This is a genomic window from Photorhabdus akhurstii (genome assembly GCF_019090985.1).
GTDB lineage: Bacteria > Pseudomonadota > Gammaproteobacteria > Enterobacterales > Enterobacteriaceae > Photorhabdus > Photorhabdus akhurstii.
The window spans coordinates 1400005-1418099 of record NZ_CP020335.1; the positions used below are offsets into that span (position 1 = coordinate 1400005).

Here is an 18095-nt window from a genome sequence, read left to right on the forward strand (position 1 = left end):
CCTGATAAAATGGCGCCATAGACTTAAGCTTTTTAAAGATTCAGGTTTTAATAATGCTTAAAACTGAGTAACAGAACGAAGACCCCACACCCAAATCTGATTTAACCTGAAAAGACGGGAGTGAATATAAGTGTGAAAATGGTAAATAAATGCTTTAAATTCTGTTATCCCAACCATCCCCAATAACCGAAACTATTAACTAGAACAAGTAAACAAAAGCTTCTATGCTTTAGGAAAGAAACTCGGTATTAAAACCATTCACCTTTTTATTTGTCCTTTTTTCAGGGAAAAATACCTGTTTTTTTAAGTTCAATCATCATAGTCTTATCTTCATAAATCAGTGAGTAAATAGTTTGATGATATAAAGATACCCGCTTATGTTCTTTTAAGATAATCCCTCTTTTTTAGGGTTTAAATCTTGCCGAATTAACCGTTTTACTATTTTTTTATAGTTTTCTTCGTAAAATAATGGTGAGAAAAAAATTTAATATTAACTGGAATACATTCATGGTTTTCAAGTATTACTAATTCATAAAACGACCATCGTTAGACATATCAAAGATTACCTAAAATATGAAAAATAAGCCTGATAAATAATGTCAGTAATAGTTTTTAAACCTATCCAACCATACAGCTTATTAACTATTTAACTGAATAATACTTACTCTTATAAAAAAAATTCAGAATAAAGTATCTGAGACAAACGGCAATTTTATCCATCTCAATTCCGTGGGAGTATTGAGTCTTTCTGATTTATGTAATAAAATGTTCATAGCAGCAATAGATCAATTTATTAAATATAATTTTATCAGAGTGTTAGTGTTCACTAGCGTTTAGGATTACTAACCGTTTACAAATTCTAAAACCTACATGTCCAAGTAACTTGGACATGTAGGTTTTAAATATATTTTAAGGGTATTGAAATAGTGCCAGATATTTCGAATTCCTGCTGCTCTTTTTAGTTTTGGTAATTTACTTAATCAATAATTTTGGAAAATGAATGACGTAGGCAGTTTAGCTAATCCATTTTAAATAGGGTTAATATGATATGCTACCTTATACGATTTACTCTCCAAATAGTGGGATCACACTGTGTTCCTGGCTTAGTAATAACTGGAACGAATGTAAAAAAAAGCTTAATAATCATGGTGCCTTACTTTTTCGTGGATTCAACATTGAAGATGTTATTGCATTCAGAGAGGCAGTATTAAGTGCAACTCCTGAAATATTGGATTATGAAGAACCATCAACACCACGTACTAAAGTCAATGATCGGGTGTTCACTTCTACAGAGTACCCTGCTGATCAGCGAATACCTTTGCATAATGAAATGTCTTACCGGCGTACTTGGCCAAAATATTTATGGTTGTGGTCACAAAAAGCTGCTGATTCTGGTGGTCAGACAACATTGGCAGATTATCGAAGAGTGCTCCAACGCCTCTCGAATAAAACCCGTGAAGAATTTAAAAGTAAAGGTGTTTTATATGAACGACGTTATAACACTGGGTTTGACTTAACTTGGCAGCAAGTATTTCAAACTGAGGAACGGAGAATAGTTGAAGAAAAACTCAGATCTGAAAGTGTTGACTTTGAGTGGCTAGATGAAGAGCAGTTGATCACACGACAGGTTGTACAAGGTGTTATGACTCATCCTTACACTGGGGAAGAAAGCTGGTTTAATCAAGCGAATCTGTTCCATCCCTCCAGTTTGCCTGAAGAAGTTCAGCTTGCTTTGGAAGCTGCACTCGGTGTGGGGATATTTCCACGAATGGCGAAATATGGCGACGGTACTCTGATCAGCGAATCCACATTAATTGAGATTCGAGCCGCTATTGATGCGGAGACAGTGTACCCAGATTGGAAGAACGGTGATGTGGCGGTTGTTGACAACCTTGCAGTTGCCCACGGTAGGGAACCGTTTAGTGGAGCACGTAAAGTTTATGTGATCATGGCTTCACCAATGCATTGCAATTTTTCCCTGCCAAATGAGGACATGAGATGCAAACATGGAACACTTTGACAGAATCAAGAACTTGTGCAGATCTTTTTGCTAATTCAGTAGCCACTTCAGATTCATTATATGCTGTACGCCATGACAACATTGCGCTTACTTATAAAGAATTGGCAGGGAAGGCTGGTGCCATTGCTCAATTACTCATTTCACAAGGAGTGGTAAATGGTGATGTTGTGGCTATTTTTATGGAAAGATCTACTACAAGTCTTGTAGCTGCATTGGCTATCTGGGCAGTTGGCGCTGCATATATTCAGTTAGAGGTCAGCGAACCCGATAGTAGAATTAATGAATTAATAGAGCGTTCAGGCGGGGTTAAAGTATTAACTGATGATTTGAACTGCCGACGTATTGAACACCATTCTTACATTAATCTTGATAGACAAATATTAGAGCCACAGGAATACATTCCGGTATCAGGTCGCAAAGCCGGTGATTTGGCTTATTTGGTATCAACTTCCGGCTCAACAGGAATTCCCAAACTTGTCGCAATTGAACACAGCAGTATCATGAATTACGTCTCGGCATTTGTTGAGCGCGTATCACCAATACCCTCCAGTTTGGCGAGTACAACAACTTTTGCTTCGGATCTTGGTAATACGTCTATTTTCGTCGCTCTGCTAACAGGTCGTACCCTTGAGCTTATCAATCGAGAAATGATGCTGGACTCAATCGCGCTTGCTAAACATATAAGTAAATTTTCAATTGGAATGTTGAAATGTACGCCTTCGCAATTAGAGATGTTATCCAGAGAAGGTAACCTTTCGGAATTATTACCTGAAAAAGTACTTATTATTAGTGGGGAAGAACTAACTTCGGCACTTGCTAAAACTTTATTTGCAGCAAACCCCAATCTGAGAATATTTAATCACTATGGCCCTTCGGAAACGACCATTGGTGTATTAATGCATCAGCTAAATGGAACACTCTTAGGCAATGACTCAATTCCAATCGGTAAGCCTTTAAAGGGCGTTGAAATAGCTGTACTGGACGACGCCAGGCGACCAGTTTCCTTCGGGGAAGTGGGGCAACTATATATAGGAGGGCTTGCGTTGGCCAGAGGCTATCATGGGGATCAAGATCTGACAGAAACTCACTTTGTTGATATCTTTGGAAGCAGGTTGTTGTTACCAGTGTAAAATCTGAGTTTCACCAGATTGATGAACTGGTTGCTTATGTTGTGGGTACTGCGAGAGAAAATGAACTACTTTCAAACTTAGCTACCCGATTACCGGCCAGTCATATTCCATCCAGAATCTACAGCATTGATGAAATCCTTGTTAATGCTAATGGAAAGCTTGATATAGCGCGTTTGCAGGCTTCTATTAATACTGTTGAATCCATTTCTTCTGATGTTACCGTTCCTCGTAATGACATAGAAAAGCTTATCTTAGATATTTGGCGTGAAGTGCTTAAGCGTGATGATATTGATATACAGGCTAAATTCCTGGAATCGGGAGGTGACTCATTCAAGTCGTTAGTGGTTTTTGGGCGATTACGTCGTCATTTTCCAAATCTCACTGTTGCCCAACTATTTAAATATCCATCCATTGAATCCTTAGCCAAAGAGCTTGGTGGCGAGAGCACAGCTCCTAATAAAACTAAGGTGGTACAGCTGTGACGACACTATATTCAGATGATGCGGTCGCCATAATTGGCGTCTCTTTTCGGTTACCACAATGTTCAAATTGGTGTGAATTGATTGATATTCTGGCTGACGGTCGGGACTGCATTCGTCCAATACCTGAAAGTCGGGTGGCTAATACGGGGCAGGTTCTTACAGGCAATGAAAAAGAGGGGGGATGGCTTGATGAAATTACAGGGTTCGATCATCGTTATTTTGGTATTGCACTAAGTGAAGCTGAATATATCGATCCCAGACAACGCATAGGGCTTCAACTGGCTACAGAAGCGATTGTCAATGCGGGATACACTCTGAAAGAGTTATCAAATGCGCGTACAGCAGTACTTGTTGCTGCGCATGGCGGGCCGCATCCAGATCTTTTTCAGTCGTTATCGGTACAGGGAAAAGCTAATCCGTTCGCTTTTATCGGCAGCTTGCATGCTTTTTCAGCGGGTCGCATTGCGTATCTGCTTGATCTGCGTGGCCCAGTTTATGCCATAGATACGGGATGTTCATCATTTTTGGTCGCACTTCACGAAGCACGGAACAAAATTCTGACAGGGGAGGCTGATTTTGCTCTGGTAGGAGGCTGTGAACTTGTTTTAGGCACCTTGCCTCAGCGTAGTGAGAACTCAAGTGGGTTAGGGGTTGAGTCAACGACAGATCGATGCCGTCCTTTCGATGCAATGGCTGATGGTGCTGGATTTGGGGAAGGAGGAGGTTTTGTCCTGCTTAAACGGTTGAGCCGTGCACATCAAGATAATGATGTTATCCATGCTGTCATACGAGGGAGTGCGATTAATCATGACGGTAGCCGTAGCAATGGTATCACTGCACCTAGCAGCATCGCACAAACCGAGGTGATTACGGCAGCATGGTATCAAGCAGGGGTCACAGCTACTGATATTGGTTATATAGAAGCTCATGGTACGGGTACTAAAATTGGTGATCCGATAGAAGTGCAAGGTTTAATCGATACATTTGCCGCCTATGAAGTGCAACAGGAGCCTTGTGTTATCTCTTCTGTAAAAAGTAATTTTGGACATTTAAGTGGTATGGCTGGGTTGGCGGGGCTTGTTCGTATTATAGCTCAATTCCGCACTGGTCAGATTTTCCCTACAGCTCACTTCCAACAGTTGAATCCATTGTGTAGATCTACAGAAGAGTTGCCGATACGAGTTTCTTCCTCTTGTGAGCCGTGGCCACGTCAAGGTCAGCGTCCTTACTGTGCGGGAATCAGTGGGTTTGGTCTAAGTGGTACTAATGTGCATTTAGTCGTTGAAGAGGCTCCCTCAACTTTAAGGCACAAAAAATACGAAACAAATGAGAGGTTGGTGCTGATATCGGCACAGACGACACAAGATCTTAGCACTTACCTAAGTGCTATAACTAATGCGTTATCCTCAACCGAAGCATCAATTGACGAGGTTGCCGATATATTAATGCTGGGACGGGAGCATTTCCCATATCGTTGGAGCTGCGTGGCTTCATCTGTTTCGCATTTAGTGCAGCAACTCACGAATCACGGTTCAATCTCACTATCTTCACCATTATCTTCGTTATCTGTTGGTCTTATTTTTGATGAATGCTCTCCAATAGATATTCAACTATTGATGAAACGAGGAGAAACATTTCCGGCTTTTCATCGTGTAATAAAACAAGCAGAGAACTTATGTTCAAGGAAAGCTTGGACGCTTCGGCAGCGCTGGATTATTTGGTTGTTGGGACATCACGCGGTATTGACAGCGTTTGGGGTGACGATTGATTTGTTATTGGCCTACGGTGTGGGGAAATTGGCTGCACAGGTCGTCGATGGTGGTCTTGAATTTGTTGATGCATTGCGTCTTGCTGATGAACCGGCAACTGAAAGATGAAAACACCATTGGTTGTTATGTTAATACCGTGATTGTGCGTGCACGGCTTGATCCACACCAGCCATTTCACGTAGTGCTGAATGCGGTTAGGCAGGCATCACTCAGTGCGATTTTACATAGTGCATTTCCTGCTGATCGAATTCAGAAACTGATGGCAAATACTTCCTATCATCTCACAATGTTTGATTTTCAGAATGATGTTGATCCTATTAAGGTATTAGGGGGAAATGGAGCCGCTGTCGAATTGCTGGATGTCGATCCTAATGGCGCAAAATATCCACTCAATCTTACCTGTATTGAATATGGTGATGAACTTCAAGCGCGATTGGAATATTCCACTTCTCTTTTCTCACAAGACACGGTTTCTCGCTGGTTGAATATTTATATAGGTGCACTGACACAGCTAGTGACATTAGGCGAGGAAACCACTCTTTTCGCCTTATTTGATGGTCAAGACGATGTTTTTAGCGATATTCCAGATTTTCAGTTCTAGATGTGGATAAAAAAATGACAACTATGAAGCTGATTGATCGTGAATACTGGCTGATGCGGGTTGGTGATTTAACTAAGGCCGCTGCTGCAACCGCAGATATTTTTCCTCACCATGAGGGATCTTTGGTAAGTGCGCAATGTCCGCTTTCCTCCGTTGTTACTGACCGACTGAAACAAGTAGCGGGCAACTCTGAATTGCTGACATGGGCAATTTTGGCGGCAGTGACTAGTATCGTGTTGCGCCGTATTGGGGGAGTATCCTCTGTTGTGTTGCATATTAACACAGAACAAGGCAAGCGTTTGCCTGTCTTATTGACTGTACCTCCTGCTGTGACTTTTCGTGAATGGTTAAGCAATGTTCGCATGGCTGCTGTTGAGGCGATTAATCATGGATCGATAGACAAGGCGCTGTTGATGCCGTTCTTGGAGCATTTCATGCCTATTGTCGTTAATTGCGCTCAGACGGGAACTGGGATAGTTATCGAACTTATTGATGGTGTAGTTAGTGTTAGTGGAATTGTTGCTGAGGCTCAGATGCTTCATCATTTAGCGACAGGTATCGCTACACTGTTAAACAAGGGGCTTTTTGATCTCGACATCTGTCTGAATAATATGGCTATCGTCGATGACGCGATGCAAACAAAATTGCTAGCCAGATTCAATTCACAACCTGATTATAGCTCAGGAAAATCGTTTTATCGGCTAGTGTTGGAGCAAGCGGAAAGTAACCCCCATGCGATAGCTCTCCGTGATGAAACAGAGTCGCTTACCTATCGGGAACTATTTCAGTTGGCGTCATCGGTAGCATTGAAGTTAAAAAATGCTGGCATTAGTGCCGATGATATTGTGGCGCTCTCAGCACCACGTAGTGCTCGGTTTATTGCTGTTGCTACCGGTATTTTATTCTCTGGTGGTGCTTACTTACCCGTTGATCCAACTTTACCGAAAGCCCGGCAACAGCATATGCTAAAACATGCGAAAGCATTGATTGCAGATCATGTTGTAGATATGCCGCAGATAGTTTGGTTCTCATTCAGTGAACTTAGTTTTCAAAGCCAGGCTTTAGTGGATGATGATGAGATAAAGTTACTTAATCAGCAGGTAACTGAGCCATCACCAAGCGAATTAGCTTATGTAATCTTTACTTCAGGCTCGACAGGCTTTCCTAAAGGTGTAGGAATTGAACATCGTTCCTTCCTTAATTTACTGGCATTTCGGGTCCAAAACTGTGAATTGAAACCAGGAGTGGTATTACCGCAAACAGCACCCATTTCGTTTGATATCTCAGTTTGGCAAATGTTTACCGGATTAACCGCAGGTGCGACGGTTTCTATTGTCTCTGATGAGGTTGTAAAAGATCCTCAAGAGTTAATTCAATACATTATTGAGCAGGAATTTGAATATATTGAACTGGTTCCTTCTCTCATCGCAGTCATCCTAGATATCCTTGAAAAATCAATTTCACTGAAGACGCTGGTTCAGCGACAGCTACGTGGGATGATCTCAACCGGAGAAGTGTTAAACACGGAACTGGCACGTCGTTGGCATCAGTGTATACCAACGGTGACACTGCTAAATGCTTATGGTCCCGCTGAGTGTACCGATGATGTGACTCAAGGAAGGGTCGAAGAACAGTTTGATGGGCTATATTGTCCAGTGGGTACACCTTTGCCAAACGTGACAATTTATGTATTAGATAAAGATTTTCAACTTGTTCCTCCAATGGTCGGTGGTGAAATTTTCATTGGTGGACCGAATGTCGGGCGGGGATACATCGGAAATAATCGCTTCACAGCGGCGGCTTTTCTGCCTGACCCATTTCTGCCTGTCCCGGGTGCCCGTATGTACCGGACGGGTGATCGTGGTCGTTGGCGAGAGGATGGCATATTGGAGTGCTTTGGCCGGACCGACAACCAAGTGAAAATTCGTGGTCGCCGCGTCGAACTTGGAGAAATTGAAGCAGTGCTGGCAAACCATCCGGGTGTAGCAATGTGTACGGTTGAACTTGTTGATATGGGTGGCTTTGAGCAATTAAGCGCTTTCGTGACGCGGCCGAGTGATGCCGTTGTGGATGCTAGCTCGTTGAGTAAATTTTTGGCTGAGCAATTGCCGGATTATATGGTGCCGAGCAGGTTTTATTTTCTTGATGCGCTGTTATGTAATGCCAATGGTAAAGTTGATCGTAAGCAATTAAAGGCACTGGCAAAACAACAATCTGAATCTGCTTCTTATATTGCACCTCGCACCAGGTTGGAGCAACAGCTTTGTGATTTATGGTGTAAATACCTCAAGCTAGCCAAAGTGGGCATCACGGATGATTTTTTCGCTTTGGGTGGGGATTCCATTATTGGTATCCGTCTGATACATGAGGCGGGCTCTTTGGGGATCAATTTGCGTCCTCGTCATGTGCTTGAACATCCAACTATTGCTTCACTTGCAAAACTGGCGAGTACCAAAGGCGAAATGGCAGCAAATTCAACTCCGCGTATAGAAAAAGCACCATTGACACCAATCCAACAATGGTTTTTCGAGCAGCGGTTTTCTGAACAGCACCATTGGAATCAGTCACATGTGATCAGTACAAAGGAGCAGTTAAATGCAGAAGCATTATCCCTGGCGATACAGTTACTAGTTGAGCACCATGAACAATTGCGAGTTTGTTTTCCCAAAGAGAGGGGGAAGCATTATCAAGCTTTGCGCTCGCCTTATGACAACTTACTTTGGTTTGCTGAACCAGATTGTTCGGAAGAAACCATCGCCAATGAGGCTCATGCATCATTATCAATCGAGGAAGGACCGTTACTACGAATTGTGATGTTGGATGATTTTCGAGTTTTGCTGACATTACATCACTTAATTGTGGATCAAGTTTCCTGGCAAATTTTGCTGGAAGATCTTGAAACTGCGTATCAGGCTATTATTCAAAAAGAAATGCCGAGGTTACCGAGGAAAAGCACGCAATATCTCTATTGGTCTCAACAACAAACAGCAACATCTCCCCAAATACTTCCTCCGATCCAGTTGACCACACCAATTGATGTGGTACAGGTGAATAGTCATGTAAGTAACCTTTATGGCAAACGCTCGGTTGCTGAAGTCAAGTTATCTGAGTCGGAAACACAATATATTCAGGAAATTTCGGCATTAGTGCCTAACGGAGGAATCCCTGCGGTTCTTTTGACGGGACTTGCAAATACCATTGCTGTTGAACAGGGTAACGGTCAACTCTTGCTTGAGTTGGAAGGTTATGGCAGGCAAGAGGAAAACGAGTCTATTGACGTAATGAGAACTGTGGGGTGGTTTACAACAATAGGTCCCTTTGTGCTACCGGTCAATGCTATGGTTACGGTAGTCGAAGTTGCGACTGCAATGATTGAAGCTAATCCCTATATCAAGACCCATTTACAACAAACTTATGTTATGGAGCAGAATCCAAACATTGGATTCAACTACTTAGGGCGTTTCAATACGAAGCAGCCGAATGATGGCTTTTTCAGTGTAGAAGAAGATATTGGAATGCGGCGGGCAGCAACGGGGCACCGTCCTCTGGAATGGGAAATCAATGCGGCCATCGTTGATGGGAAACTGACTATTACCCTTGAATACATCCCTTTCCGTCATAATGAAGCTGCAATTAATGCATTATTAGCCAAGTGGAAGGGCGCACTAACCAAAGTCAGACATGCGCCGAATGAATTAAGTGATTTGGCCCCTTTGACACCAGCTCAGCATGCTTTTTTGAGCGTGATAATCCAAATGAAAATCATTGTAATCATGGTGTGTTGTTTACACTGAGTCGCACTTTGTCATTGGAGACTGTTGAACAGGCAGCAGCAGCGCTATTGGCCCGATTCCCTATTTTGGGAGCCAGCTTTATGGTTACTACATTGGGGAGGTGGCAAGGAATTAACCCGCAAGCCCGTATCGCAATTGAACAATTTGAATTGCAGCAGATAGCCCCAAATAGCTTATCGCAGAAAATTACTGAGTTAGCGAATATAGGTCATAAGTCGTTAGATCTGCTGAATGGGCCAATTTGCCGCATACAACTTTATCGGACTGCTCATAATTTGCCGGACAAATTGTTGATTATAGTTCATCACTTGGTAGTCGATCCTTATTCCTGGGATTTACTTACAGAAGATTTAGCGGCGTTGCTTGGAGGAGCTGAAGCCCATGAATTAGATATTCCGACAACTTCGTATCTCGCTTGGGCCAGACGTTTACACCGATTGGTGCAGGATGATCCAGAGTTGTTTGGTGTTCGTTACTGGCTTTCACAACCTTATGAACAGGCACAGCAGTTAGTAAGTACGGATGCTATTGGCATTGAGGCGAATATGGTTGAGCAAACAACAGTATTTGATGAAGTACAGACTCAGCAGTTTTTAAAACCATCTGAGCACAGTCAACTTCCCGTACTTGCCCGATTACTGACTCTGCTTGCTCGGTCTTTAGAAAGCCATTTTCCTTCCAGTGCCAACAATATCCTTGTTGAGTTGGGAGGGCATGGTCGAGAAGACCTATTCGACGAAGTTGATTTAGGACGTACTATCGGCTGGTTTACATGTGGTTTTCCGTTCCTATTGCCCTTTTCGATGGGACGCAGTTTTGATGAACATGCAACTGATGTGGCGCGGTTGTTACGTGAGGTACCTGTTCGAGGGTTTGGCTTTGAAGCACTTCGCTATCTTTCTGTTAATCCTAAAATCACCGAAAAATTAAAGGCAATTCCTCGACCACAATTAAGACTGGATTTTGAAGGAGAGCTTTTATTTCTGAATACACCTGATGAGGAGAAAGTTAATCCGATCTTTATTGATATCACCACAGAGGGAACGGGTTACTGGAAGCCTCGGGTAACGCCGATGGATTATTTGCTTTGTTTTAACATCAGTGTGAATGATGGCCAGATGGAAATTCGTGCTCAATTTGCAGGTGATGTCATGCCAAAAGAGCAAATAAAAACGGTCCTATCTGAATTTAATGAACGGATAACTCATAAAAATTAATATGAAGATACAAACGAATATGCAAGGTATGAACTCTCCTAACCCATTAACAGGTTTTAAGTTGCTTTGGCAGAGCGCCCGGACAATGAAAAAAGCCATTATTGGCACTTTCCTGGCATTAATTGCCACACTTGTTTGCGATTTAGTGGGGCCATTTGTGATCCGTCATTACATCGATAAAGCTACCGCAGGTACTTTCGTTTATGAACTGGTCCTCTTGGCTTTGGGATACGCAATCATCTCTTTTGGCGGTGTTATCGCTGGTCTGGTTACCAGTTATTGCAGTACCAGTGCAGGTTGGGGTATTGCCGATGCACTTAGGCGTCAGCTATTTCATCATGTTGTGCACAATCGGTCTATCCTGCAAATTGAAAGTGAAGCTCAGGGTAAGCTCCTTGAAAAGATTGAGGGGAATGCGGACATCATTGGAAAAACTATTGCGGAATCTGGATTCCGGATTATAGGAAATATCGCATTAGCATTAGGTACTTTGGTGATTTTGTTTTCTATTATCCCAGAAGTCGGTATCGCAATTACCGTGTTGGTTCTCGTTGTGGCTTATGTTCTGGTGAAACTTACTAACCTTGCAGTAGTGCGATGGAAAAAAGCCCGTGAAGAGAGAGCCCACATATTTGGTTTTATCGGCGATACTCTTGCCGCGAAAGATGATTTGCATTCATTGGGAAGGAGCCGTTGGCCTGCTTTGCAACTACAGAAGATGCTTTCTGGCTTATTAAAAATAGAACGTAAAGCCTATGTCAGCGGACGCATATTTTGGCCGATTACCCAGCTATTTTTTGCCTTGAGTTTTGGCCTGGGTTTTGGATTTGGGCTGCAATTACTCGGTCATAACAGTATCAGTATTGGTACGTTAACCATGATTTATCTTTATGTTGACCGACTCAGAGAGCCAATGGAAGAGATGTCTTCGGAGGTAGATCAGGTACAACAATTGATGGCGACCTTATCACTGGTAGTCAAGATGTTGCGAGATGAGGAGAAAGTCAATCACAACAGTGTAGAGAATCAGCTACCTGAAGGCCCCCTGTCAGTTCAATTTGATCAGGTTGACTTTCGCTATGAAAGTCAGGGTAAGCAAGTCTTACATAACGTGAGCTTCAGTGTGGACGCTGGAAGCAAAGTAGGCATTGTTGGGCGCACGGGGGCAGGTAAAAGCACATTACTCAATCTCATGTGTGGGTTGGCTCAGCCTGATAGCGGACGGGTTACTCTTGCTGGTGTTGAGGTCACTTCCATTCATCCTGATGAATTTTCCAATCGTGTGGCAGTGTTAAGCCAAAAAGCGTATCTCTTTTCAGCAACACTACGCGAAAACTTAACTCTGTTCGATAACAGCATTTCAGATGATGCAATTTGGTGTGCGCTCGAAGAGTTAGAGATCCATAAATGGGCGAAGACATTACCAGAGGGGCTGGATACTTTGGTGGGGGTTGGGGGGCGTTCATTGTCGGAAGGGGAAGTCCAAATGATTGCCGGGGTAAGAACCATGCTTCAAGACGCACAATTAATCATTATCGATGAAGGCACCTCGCTATTAGATCCTCGCACTGAGCAGAGTTGGATGAGATTACTGGAAAAAATTAGCGCTAATCGTACCGTGATCATCGTTGCCCATCGCCTGCATACATTATCCACTGCTGACCAAATCATTATCATGAATGAAGGCCGTGTCGAGGAAGTCCTTCATGGCGCAGGGATCAAAACGTTAACAAAACATAGGGAACTTATATCATGACGGGGTTAACCCACTTTTTCCCATCAAAAATGTTGCCTTCTTTACTGAGTTTAGTGCGCAGATTTTCCTTTCTTTACTTCATCAGCATGGTTATATGGACGCTGATCCACGGCTTACCTTTGGTCGTTGGTTTTGCCATCAGCCGGCTTCTTGATAGTGCTGTTGTCGATCCCGCAGGTTCAGCGGTTTGGTGGCTATTGGTATTGGCGGTAGGCTCGATGGTATTACGCTCAGTGATACTGATTTTTGGCTTACAGATTGATTTTACCCTTATTTTTAAGGTCAGCGCATATCTTAAACAACGCATTCTGGAGGGAATAAATTGCGGTCACTCTGGCGCGGATCTGCGTCTTTCTCAAGGGGATATGCTCAACCGTATTCGTAATGACAGTGATGAAGTAGCCTCTTTTCTCGGCTGGACAGCGGATTTCTTCTACCGGGCGGTACTATTGTTGATAGCACTTGTGGTGTTGCTGAGTACTGACATTGTGACGACATTGGCGCTTTTACCGATGGTTGGTGGTTTGTGGCTGGGTATAGCTCTCAAACATAAGGTCGGAGCATTACAGGAAGAGAAACGTCAATATCAAGGCCAAATTGCGGGTCGTATCACCGACATATTGGCAGGAATCCGTGACCTTCGCCTTGGTGGAAAGTTGGATCTGCATATTGAGCGACTTTCGGCAAGTTTTGAACGTCGTCGGGCGGTGCAGGCAAAGCATCAAATGTTCACTGATCTGCTGTCGGGGCTATTTCGTAACATCGTGATGCTAGGTACCTCTATTGTCTTGATTATTGTCAGTACCCGAATTGTCAGTGGTGATTTCACTATTGGTAAATTGGCTCTGTTTTTGACTTATATCGGTTGGGTCAGTGAGCAGATCTTCTTTTTTGGTCGCGCATTGGCTAACTATAAAAATGCCGATGTCTGCTACGAGCGAATTCAGCCACTGTTACAGACAGAGCAGCCTGTCAGCGAAGCCCCTATTGCTGATGACATACTGAAATCACTGACGGTGAGGGGGCTTTGTTGCAATAGCGATACGCAACCTATTTCGTTTGCAGCTACACCCAATCAACTCATTGTCGTTAATGGAGAAGTGGGTTCCGGTAAAAGTCGTATGCTTCGCGGTCTGCTCGCGCTGGAACGACACTTATCAGGAAGTGTGCTTTGGAATAACAAAGAAGTTTGTGGAGACGTTGATTGGTGGCAAAGCCCTAAAGTTACTTATGCCCGTCAGGGTGCTGGCTTTATTGGCGGTACTGTTCGAGATAACTTGGCACTGGGTAACGACGCTATCAGTGATGAAACTATGGAGTGGGCGTTAACGGCAGTATATCTGAAACCGGGTTCATCTGATCTTCCTGAAGGGCTTGATACTGTGCTGGGTTCCGGTAGTGTCAAACAGTTATCAGGAGGCCAGCGCCAACGTTTGGCATTGGCCCGTATGCTATGTCATTCAGCCGAAGTTTATGTCGTCGATGATTGCGATTCATCTCTGGATACTGATACAGCCAGAGCCATATGGTCAGCACTACCTAAAAAGTGGCCGGGGATCTGGATTGTAGCCTCGCAAAATATTGACCTGCTTGCTCAGGCGGATCAAGTGGTGACTATCAAACGGCGGAGCGAAACATCATGAATTACAGGGTGGTATGTAACAAAGAGGATAAGCACTCCATTTGGCCAGAAGGTCGGACATTACCGGTAGGGTGGCAAAATGTGGGTTTTTCGGGATCAGAACAAGAATGCCTGGATTGGATAGCTACATATTGGCGTGATCCCAAATTGAAAGTTTCCGGAGAGACGTTGGAATGAAACGTGTTCAACTGACGCCAGGATTATGGAATTACTGCGATCAAGAGAAAACGACAATGACTGTTGTGATTGCGCCTTTTGGCGGCGGCAGTGCTTATTCTATGACCGACTGGGTTCAGCAACTGCTGGCAGATAGTTATCGGGTACTGGTGCTTCAGTATCCGGGACGAGGTTCTCGAAGTATTGAACCACTCCCTTTATGTATAAGAGATTTAGCGGCTACAGCGGCAAAAGATGTATTGCTGCATACACAGGGTACTCTTCTTCTTATTGGTCATAGTATGGGAGCATTGTTATGTCATGAATTGGCATTACTTTTAGAACAAGCTAACCGAACCGTTGAATATTTGGTCTTATCAGCAGCACGTCCACCACATTTGAATGGCATGGTGCCAGAAGAGATACTCCGCATGAGCCGGGAAGCTTGGATTGAAGAGCTAAAAACCAATATAGGAAATGAAGATAAGAAACTGCTTCATGAGGATGTGCTTGATCTCATGTTGCCTGTATTGCGTGCTGATTATTTGTTGGTGGCTGAGCACAAACAAGCCAGTGGCAAGGTACATTGCCCTATTTTAGCCATTGGCGGTGATCGTGACCCGTGGGTGAGTCCATATCATTTACAAGAGTGGCAATCGCTGACACATGATTCTTGCCAATTAGTCATGTTCCCTGGAGATCACTTCTATTATCGAGATCAGCTTTACGACATTTATTTGTGTATCCGTCAAACTTGCTTAAAAAAGGAAGTCTGCGCTAATGAGTGATGAAAATACCCAAACACAAATGAAGTATTCATCCAGTTTTGAAGGTTTGACGGATGAATATTTGGTTGTAATAAATGATGAAGAGCAATATGCCTGTGTTCATTCCGAATGGCCTCTCGCTACCGGATGGCGAGCGATCGGTTTTAGTGGAACGCAAGAAGCATGTAAAAAATGGATTGAAGAAGTTTGGACCGATATGCGCCCGGCTTCTCTGCGTAATGTCCCACAATCCTTTGATAATCAACCCCTGATAGTGATTTATGATGAAGGCGCAGCCCTTCCCAAAGATATTGTCACTGAATTGAATGGGGTTGCACCACTTGTACTTGTTATCAATTCAAACGAACACACATAGAGAGCGCATATCCTACTTCTCACGATTTTGTCACGTAGTTGATGGTTCTGATATTGCAAGGGCGGTATCAGAACTCGCTCTCCTTAATCCTGCGGGGATTGTGACATTTAGTGAGCGTGCCTTACGTCTTACAGCTATGCTGGCAAAACACTTGAATTTGCCTTTTCACGATCTCGAAACAGTATATCGACTTACTGACAAAAATAAGCAGCGAGTGGCTTTACAAGAGGCTGGCATTGAATCGATAAGATTCTACCTCATTAACACTGTGTCAGATTGGGAGCAAGCTGTTGAACAGGTTTGTCTTCCCGCAGTGTTAAAACCATCCTATGGTGGTGGCAGCATCGATACTTATCTTATTGAAGATCCGCAAACAGGAAAGAGACTGGTAGAAAAACTGCTTTCAAATAAACAGATTGGATTTGATGGTGGTCGTTCACTGGTATTAGAGGAGTTCCTCCAGGGGCGGCCATCGTTGCCTTTTGGCGATTATGTCTCGGTTGAAAGCTTGGTGGTTAACGGAGAGATTAAGCATATAAATGTGACCGGCAAGATGCCACTTAGTCCCCCTTTTCGTGAATATGGTCATATCTGGCCATCAGTCTTAAGTGATAGTGAACAAAACCAAATCTATGCATTAACGTCAAGTGCCATCAAAGTGTTAGGAGTTAATCGGGGGATCACCCATACCGAACTGAAGTTGACTGAGCAGGGCCCCAGGATCATTGAAGTAAATGGTCGAGTGGGTGGGGGTATTAACGAGATGGCCAAAATCAGCCTCAATATTAGCCTGCTTGAAATGGCTGCACGATTAGCGCTGGGAAAAATGATTGATTTCCCTGTGTTCAATCCTGAACGCGTCTATTTCAATATCTGCCATATTGCGCCAACACGTCCATGTGAAATTCTCCGAATTAATGGGGAAGATGAACTTCTCTCTCTTGATGGTGTATCGTCATATCGCCCATATGTGTGGGCAGGAACTACTTTGCCGGGTGGCTCACAAACCAATGAAATTAACATGGTGTTGGGCAAAGTGGATAACCATAAGGCATTTCTGGATATTTATCAGCGTATGGGGCAGTGCTTGCGTTTTCATCTTCGATTTATGGACAGTGAAGAAGTTCAAATTCTTAATGCGCATGAATTGGGGGCGATATGAGTCTTATTTCAAATGTAGCTAAAGTGCCGGATAACATAAATCTCACTGACCCCCTGACTCATTTACGTCCTGATATAGATAACATCTGGCGGCAATTACGTAATGAGTCACCTGTCGCTTGGCATCCTGCGGTCAATGGTCAATCAGGATTTTGGGTTGTCAGCACCCATGAGTTAACTATGCGGGTTTACCGTGATAGTCAAACCTTTACCTCTGTTCGTGGAAATGTCATGGCTACACTGTTACATGATGGAGACACAGCGGGTGGTCGCATGCTTGCAGTGTCTGATGGAGACAGACACCGTCAAATCCGCAAAGAGTTGTTAAAGTCTTTCAGCCCTAAGAACCTGATGTCGGTACAGAAAAGAATCAAAAATGCGATGCATGAGCTTGTACATAATGCGGTAGCATCCGGGCAATGTGACTTTGCCACTGATGTAGCTCCACATATTCCGTTAGCGGCTATATGTGATATTTTGAAAATTCCAGAATCTGATCGAGCAAAACTATTTGTCAATGCAAGTGCAGCACTGGCTTCGAGCTCTTTGTCAGTTGATAAAGTAGATACCCGACTCGCCAGAAATGAAGTGTTGATGTATTTCTATAAATGTATTCAGACTCGCAAAATCGAGCCATTGGAAGATGATCTTGTCAGTAACCTGATAGCAATGACTCAAAACTCCTTGGCATTAACAGAAGAAGAAATAGTCTTCAATTGCTATAGCGTGTTACTGGGTGGCGATGAAACAACTCGGTTGGCATTGATAGGCATCATAAAAGCATTTGCCGAATATCCAGAATGCTGGGCTCAATTGCGACGTGGTGAAGCAGAAATTAGTAAGGCAGTAGAGGAGTTGTTACGATGGACCACGCCGGCCTTACATGGTGGTCGGACCGCAACGGTAGGTGTTGAATTAGGCGGTCAGCAGATTAGGGCTGGTGATGTTGTCATTGTTTGGAATTGGTCTGCTAACTTCGATGAAGCTGTCTTTACTAAACCTAATCAGCTTGATCTGAATCGGAGTGATAATCGGCATATTTCTTTTTCATATGGGGCTCATTTCTGCCTTGGTGCCGCTCTTGCCAGAATAGAAATTACTGCACTGCTTGTGGAGCTTGTTGATCAGATCTCTTTGTGTGGAGAACCCAGCCCTATCTATTCGACTTTTCTATCTGGTTACCATCGCTTGCCAGTCAAATTGACTGCTGCACATTATTCATAG

General features: G+C 43.4%; 14 protein-coding genes. All 14 read left to right on the top strand.

Annotated features, from left to right (window positions below):
* The first annotated feature begins 1048 nt into the window (after nt 1-1048).
* From B0X70_RS06015 to B0X70_RS06080, 14 genes are read left to right on the top strand one after another with little or no spacing between them, the layout of a single operon-like run.
* Nucleotides 1049-2020: a TauD/TfdA family dioxygenase gene (locus B0X70_RS06015; RefSeq protein ID WP_046394715.1), complete on the top strand. Its 972-nt coding sequence runs from the start codon at nt 1049-1051 to the stop codon at nt 2018-2020.
* Entirely contained in the window at nt 1999-3150 is a 1152-nt protein-coding gene (locus B0X70_RS06020) for an AMP-binding protein (protein ID WP_217471124.1), read from the top strand. Before B0X70_RS06015 ends, B0X70_RS06020 begins: the two co-directional genes overlap by 22 nt.
* 41 nt (nt 3151-3191) lie before the next feature.
* Nucleotides 3192-3632 (top strand): phosphopantetheine-binding protein, encoded by a 441-nt coding sequence (locus B0X70_RS06025; protein WP_036814163.1) that lies wholly within the window; start codon nt 3192-3194, stop codon nt 3630-3632.
* On the top strand, nt 3629-5509 hold the full coding sequence (locus B0X70_RS06030; protein ID WP_217471125.1) for a polyketide synthase: 1881 nt from the start codon (nt 3629-3631) through the stop codon (nt 5507-5509). Before B0X70_RS06025 ends, B0X70_RS06030 begins: the two co-directional genes overlap by 4 nt.
* Nucleotides 5469-6002: a condensation domain-containing protein gene (locus tag B0X70_RS06035; protein WP_217471126.1), complete on the top strand. Its 534-nt coding sequence runs from the start codon at nt 5469-5471 to the stop codon at nt 6000-6002. Before B0X70_RS06030 ends, B0X70_RS06035 begins: the two co-directional genes overlap by 41 nt.
* A 14-nt stretch (nt 6003-6016) precedes the next feature.
* On the top strand, nt 6017-9796 hold the full coding sequence (locus tag B0X70_RS06040) for a non-ribosomal peptide synthetase (protein ID WP_217471127.1): 3780 nt from the start codon (nt 6017-6019) through the stop codon (nt 9794-9796).
* Nucleotides 9781-11013 (top strand): condensation domain-containing protein, encoded by a 1233-nt coding sequence (locus tag B0X70_RS06045; protein ID WP_217471685.1) that lies wholly within the window; start codon nt 9781-9783, stop codon nt 11011-11013. The genes B0X70_RS06040 and B0X70_RS06045 overlap by 16 nt, the downstream gene beginning before the upstream one ends.
* A 1-nt stretch (nt 11014) precedes the next feature.
* Nucleotides 11015-12769, top strand: coding sequence for an ABC transporter ATP-binding protein (locus tag B0X70_RS06050; RefSeq protein ID WP_217471128.1), 1755 nt, complete (start codon nt 11015-11017; stop codon nt 12767-12769).
* Nucleotides 12766-14412: an ATP-binding cassette domain-containing protein gene (locus tag B0X70_RS06055; RefSeq protein WP_217471129.1), complete on the top strand. Its 1647-nt coding sequence runs from the start codon at nt 12766-12768 to the stop codon at nt 14410-14412. The genes B0X70_RS06050 and B0X70_RS06055 overlap by 4 nt, the downstream gene beginning before the upstream one ends.
* Nucleotides 14409-14588: an MbtH family NRPS accessory protein gene (locus B0X70_RS06060; protein ID WP_036814158.1), complete on the top strand. Its 180-nt coding sequence runs from the start codon at nt 14409-14411 to the stop codon at nt 14586-14588. The genes B0X70_RS06055 and B0X70_RS06060 overlap by 4 nt, the downstream gene beginning before the upstream one ends.
* Nucleotides 14585-15355, top strand: a complete 771-nt coding sequence (locus tag B0X70_RS06065; protein ID WP_217471130.1) for a thioesterase II family protein — start codon at nt 14585-14587, stop codon at nt 15353-15355. Before B0X70_RS06060 ends, B0X70_RS06065 begins: the two co-directional genes overlap by 4 nt.
* The gene (locus B0X70_RS06070) at nt 15348-15710 is read left to right on the top strand and encodes an MbtH family protein (protein ID WP_246593453.1); all 363 of its coding nucleotides are present in this window, start codon (nt 15348-15350) and stop codon (nt 15708-15710) included. The genes B0X70_RS06065 and B0X70_RS06070 overlap by 8 nt, the downstream gene beginning before the upstream one ends.
* Nucleotides 15676-16872, top strand: a complete 1197-nt coding sequence (locus B0X70_RS06075) for an ATP-grasp domain-containing protein (protein ID WP_217471131.1) — start codon at nt 15676-15678, stop codon at nt 16870-16872. The genes B0X70_RS06070 and B0X70_RS06075 overlap by 35 nt, the downstream gene beginning before the upstream one ends.
* On the top strand, nt 16869-18095 hold the full coding sequence (locus tag B0X70_RS06080) for a cytochrome P450 (protein ID WP_217471132.1): 1227 nt from the start codon (nt 16869-16871) through the stop codon (nt 18093-18095). Before B0X70_RS06075 ends, B0X70_RS06080 begins: the two co-directional genes overlap by 4 nt.

Coding starts and splice junctions, on each gene's coding strand:
- B0X70_RS06015 (WP_046394715.1), top strand. CDS start 1,049: ATGCTACCTTATACGATTTACTCTCCAAATAGTGGGATCACACTGTGT.
- B0X70_RS06020 (WP_217471124.1), top strand. CDS start 1,999: ATGCAAACATGGAACACTTTGACAGAATCAAGAACTTGTGCAGATCTT.
- B0X70_RS06035 (WP_217471126.1), top strand. CDS start 5,469: ATGCATTGCGTCTTGCTGATGAACCGGCAACTGAAAGATGAAAACACC.
- B0X70_RS06040 (WP_217471127.1), top strand. CDS start 6,017: ATGACAACTATGAAGCTGATTGATCGTGAATACTGGCTGATGCGGGTT.
- B0X70_RS06050 (WP_217471128.1), top strand. CDS start 11,015: ATGAAGATACAAACGAATATGCAAGGTATGAACTCTCCTAACCCATTA.
- B0X70_RS06055 (WP_217471129.1), top strand. CDS start 12,766: ATGACGGGGTTAACCCACTTTTTCCCATCAAAAATGTTGCCTTCTTTA.
- B0X70_RS06060 (WP_036814158.1), top strand. CDS start 14,409: ATGAATTACAGGGTGGTATGTAACAAAGAGGATAAGCACTCCATTTGG.
- B0X70_RS06065 (WP_217471130.1), top strand. CDS start 14,585: ATGAAACGTGTTCAACTGACGCCAGGATTATGGAATTACTGCGATCAA.
- B0X70_RS06070 (WP_246593453.1), top strand. CDS start 15,348: ATGAGTGATGAAAATACCCAAACACAAATGAAGTATTCATCCAGTTTT.
- B0X70_RS06080 (WP_217471132.1), top strand. CDS start 16,869: ATGAGTCTTATTTCAAATGTAGCTAAAGTGCCGGATAACATAAATCTC.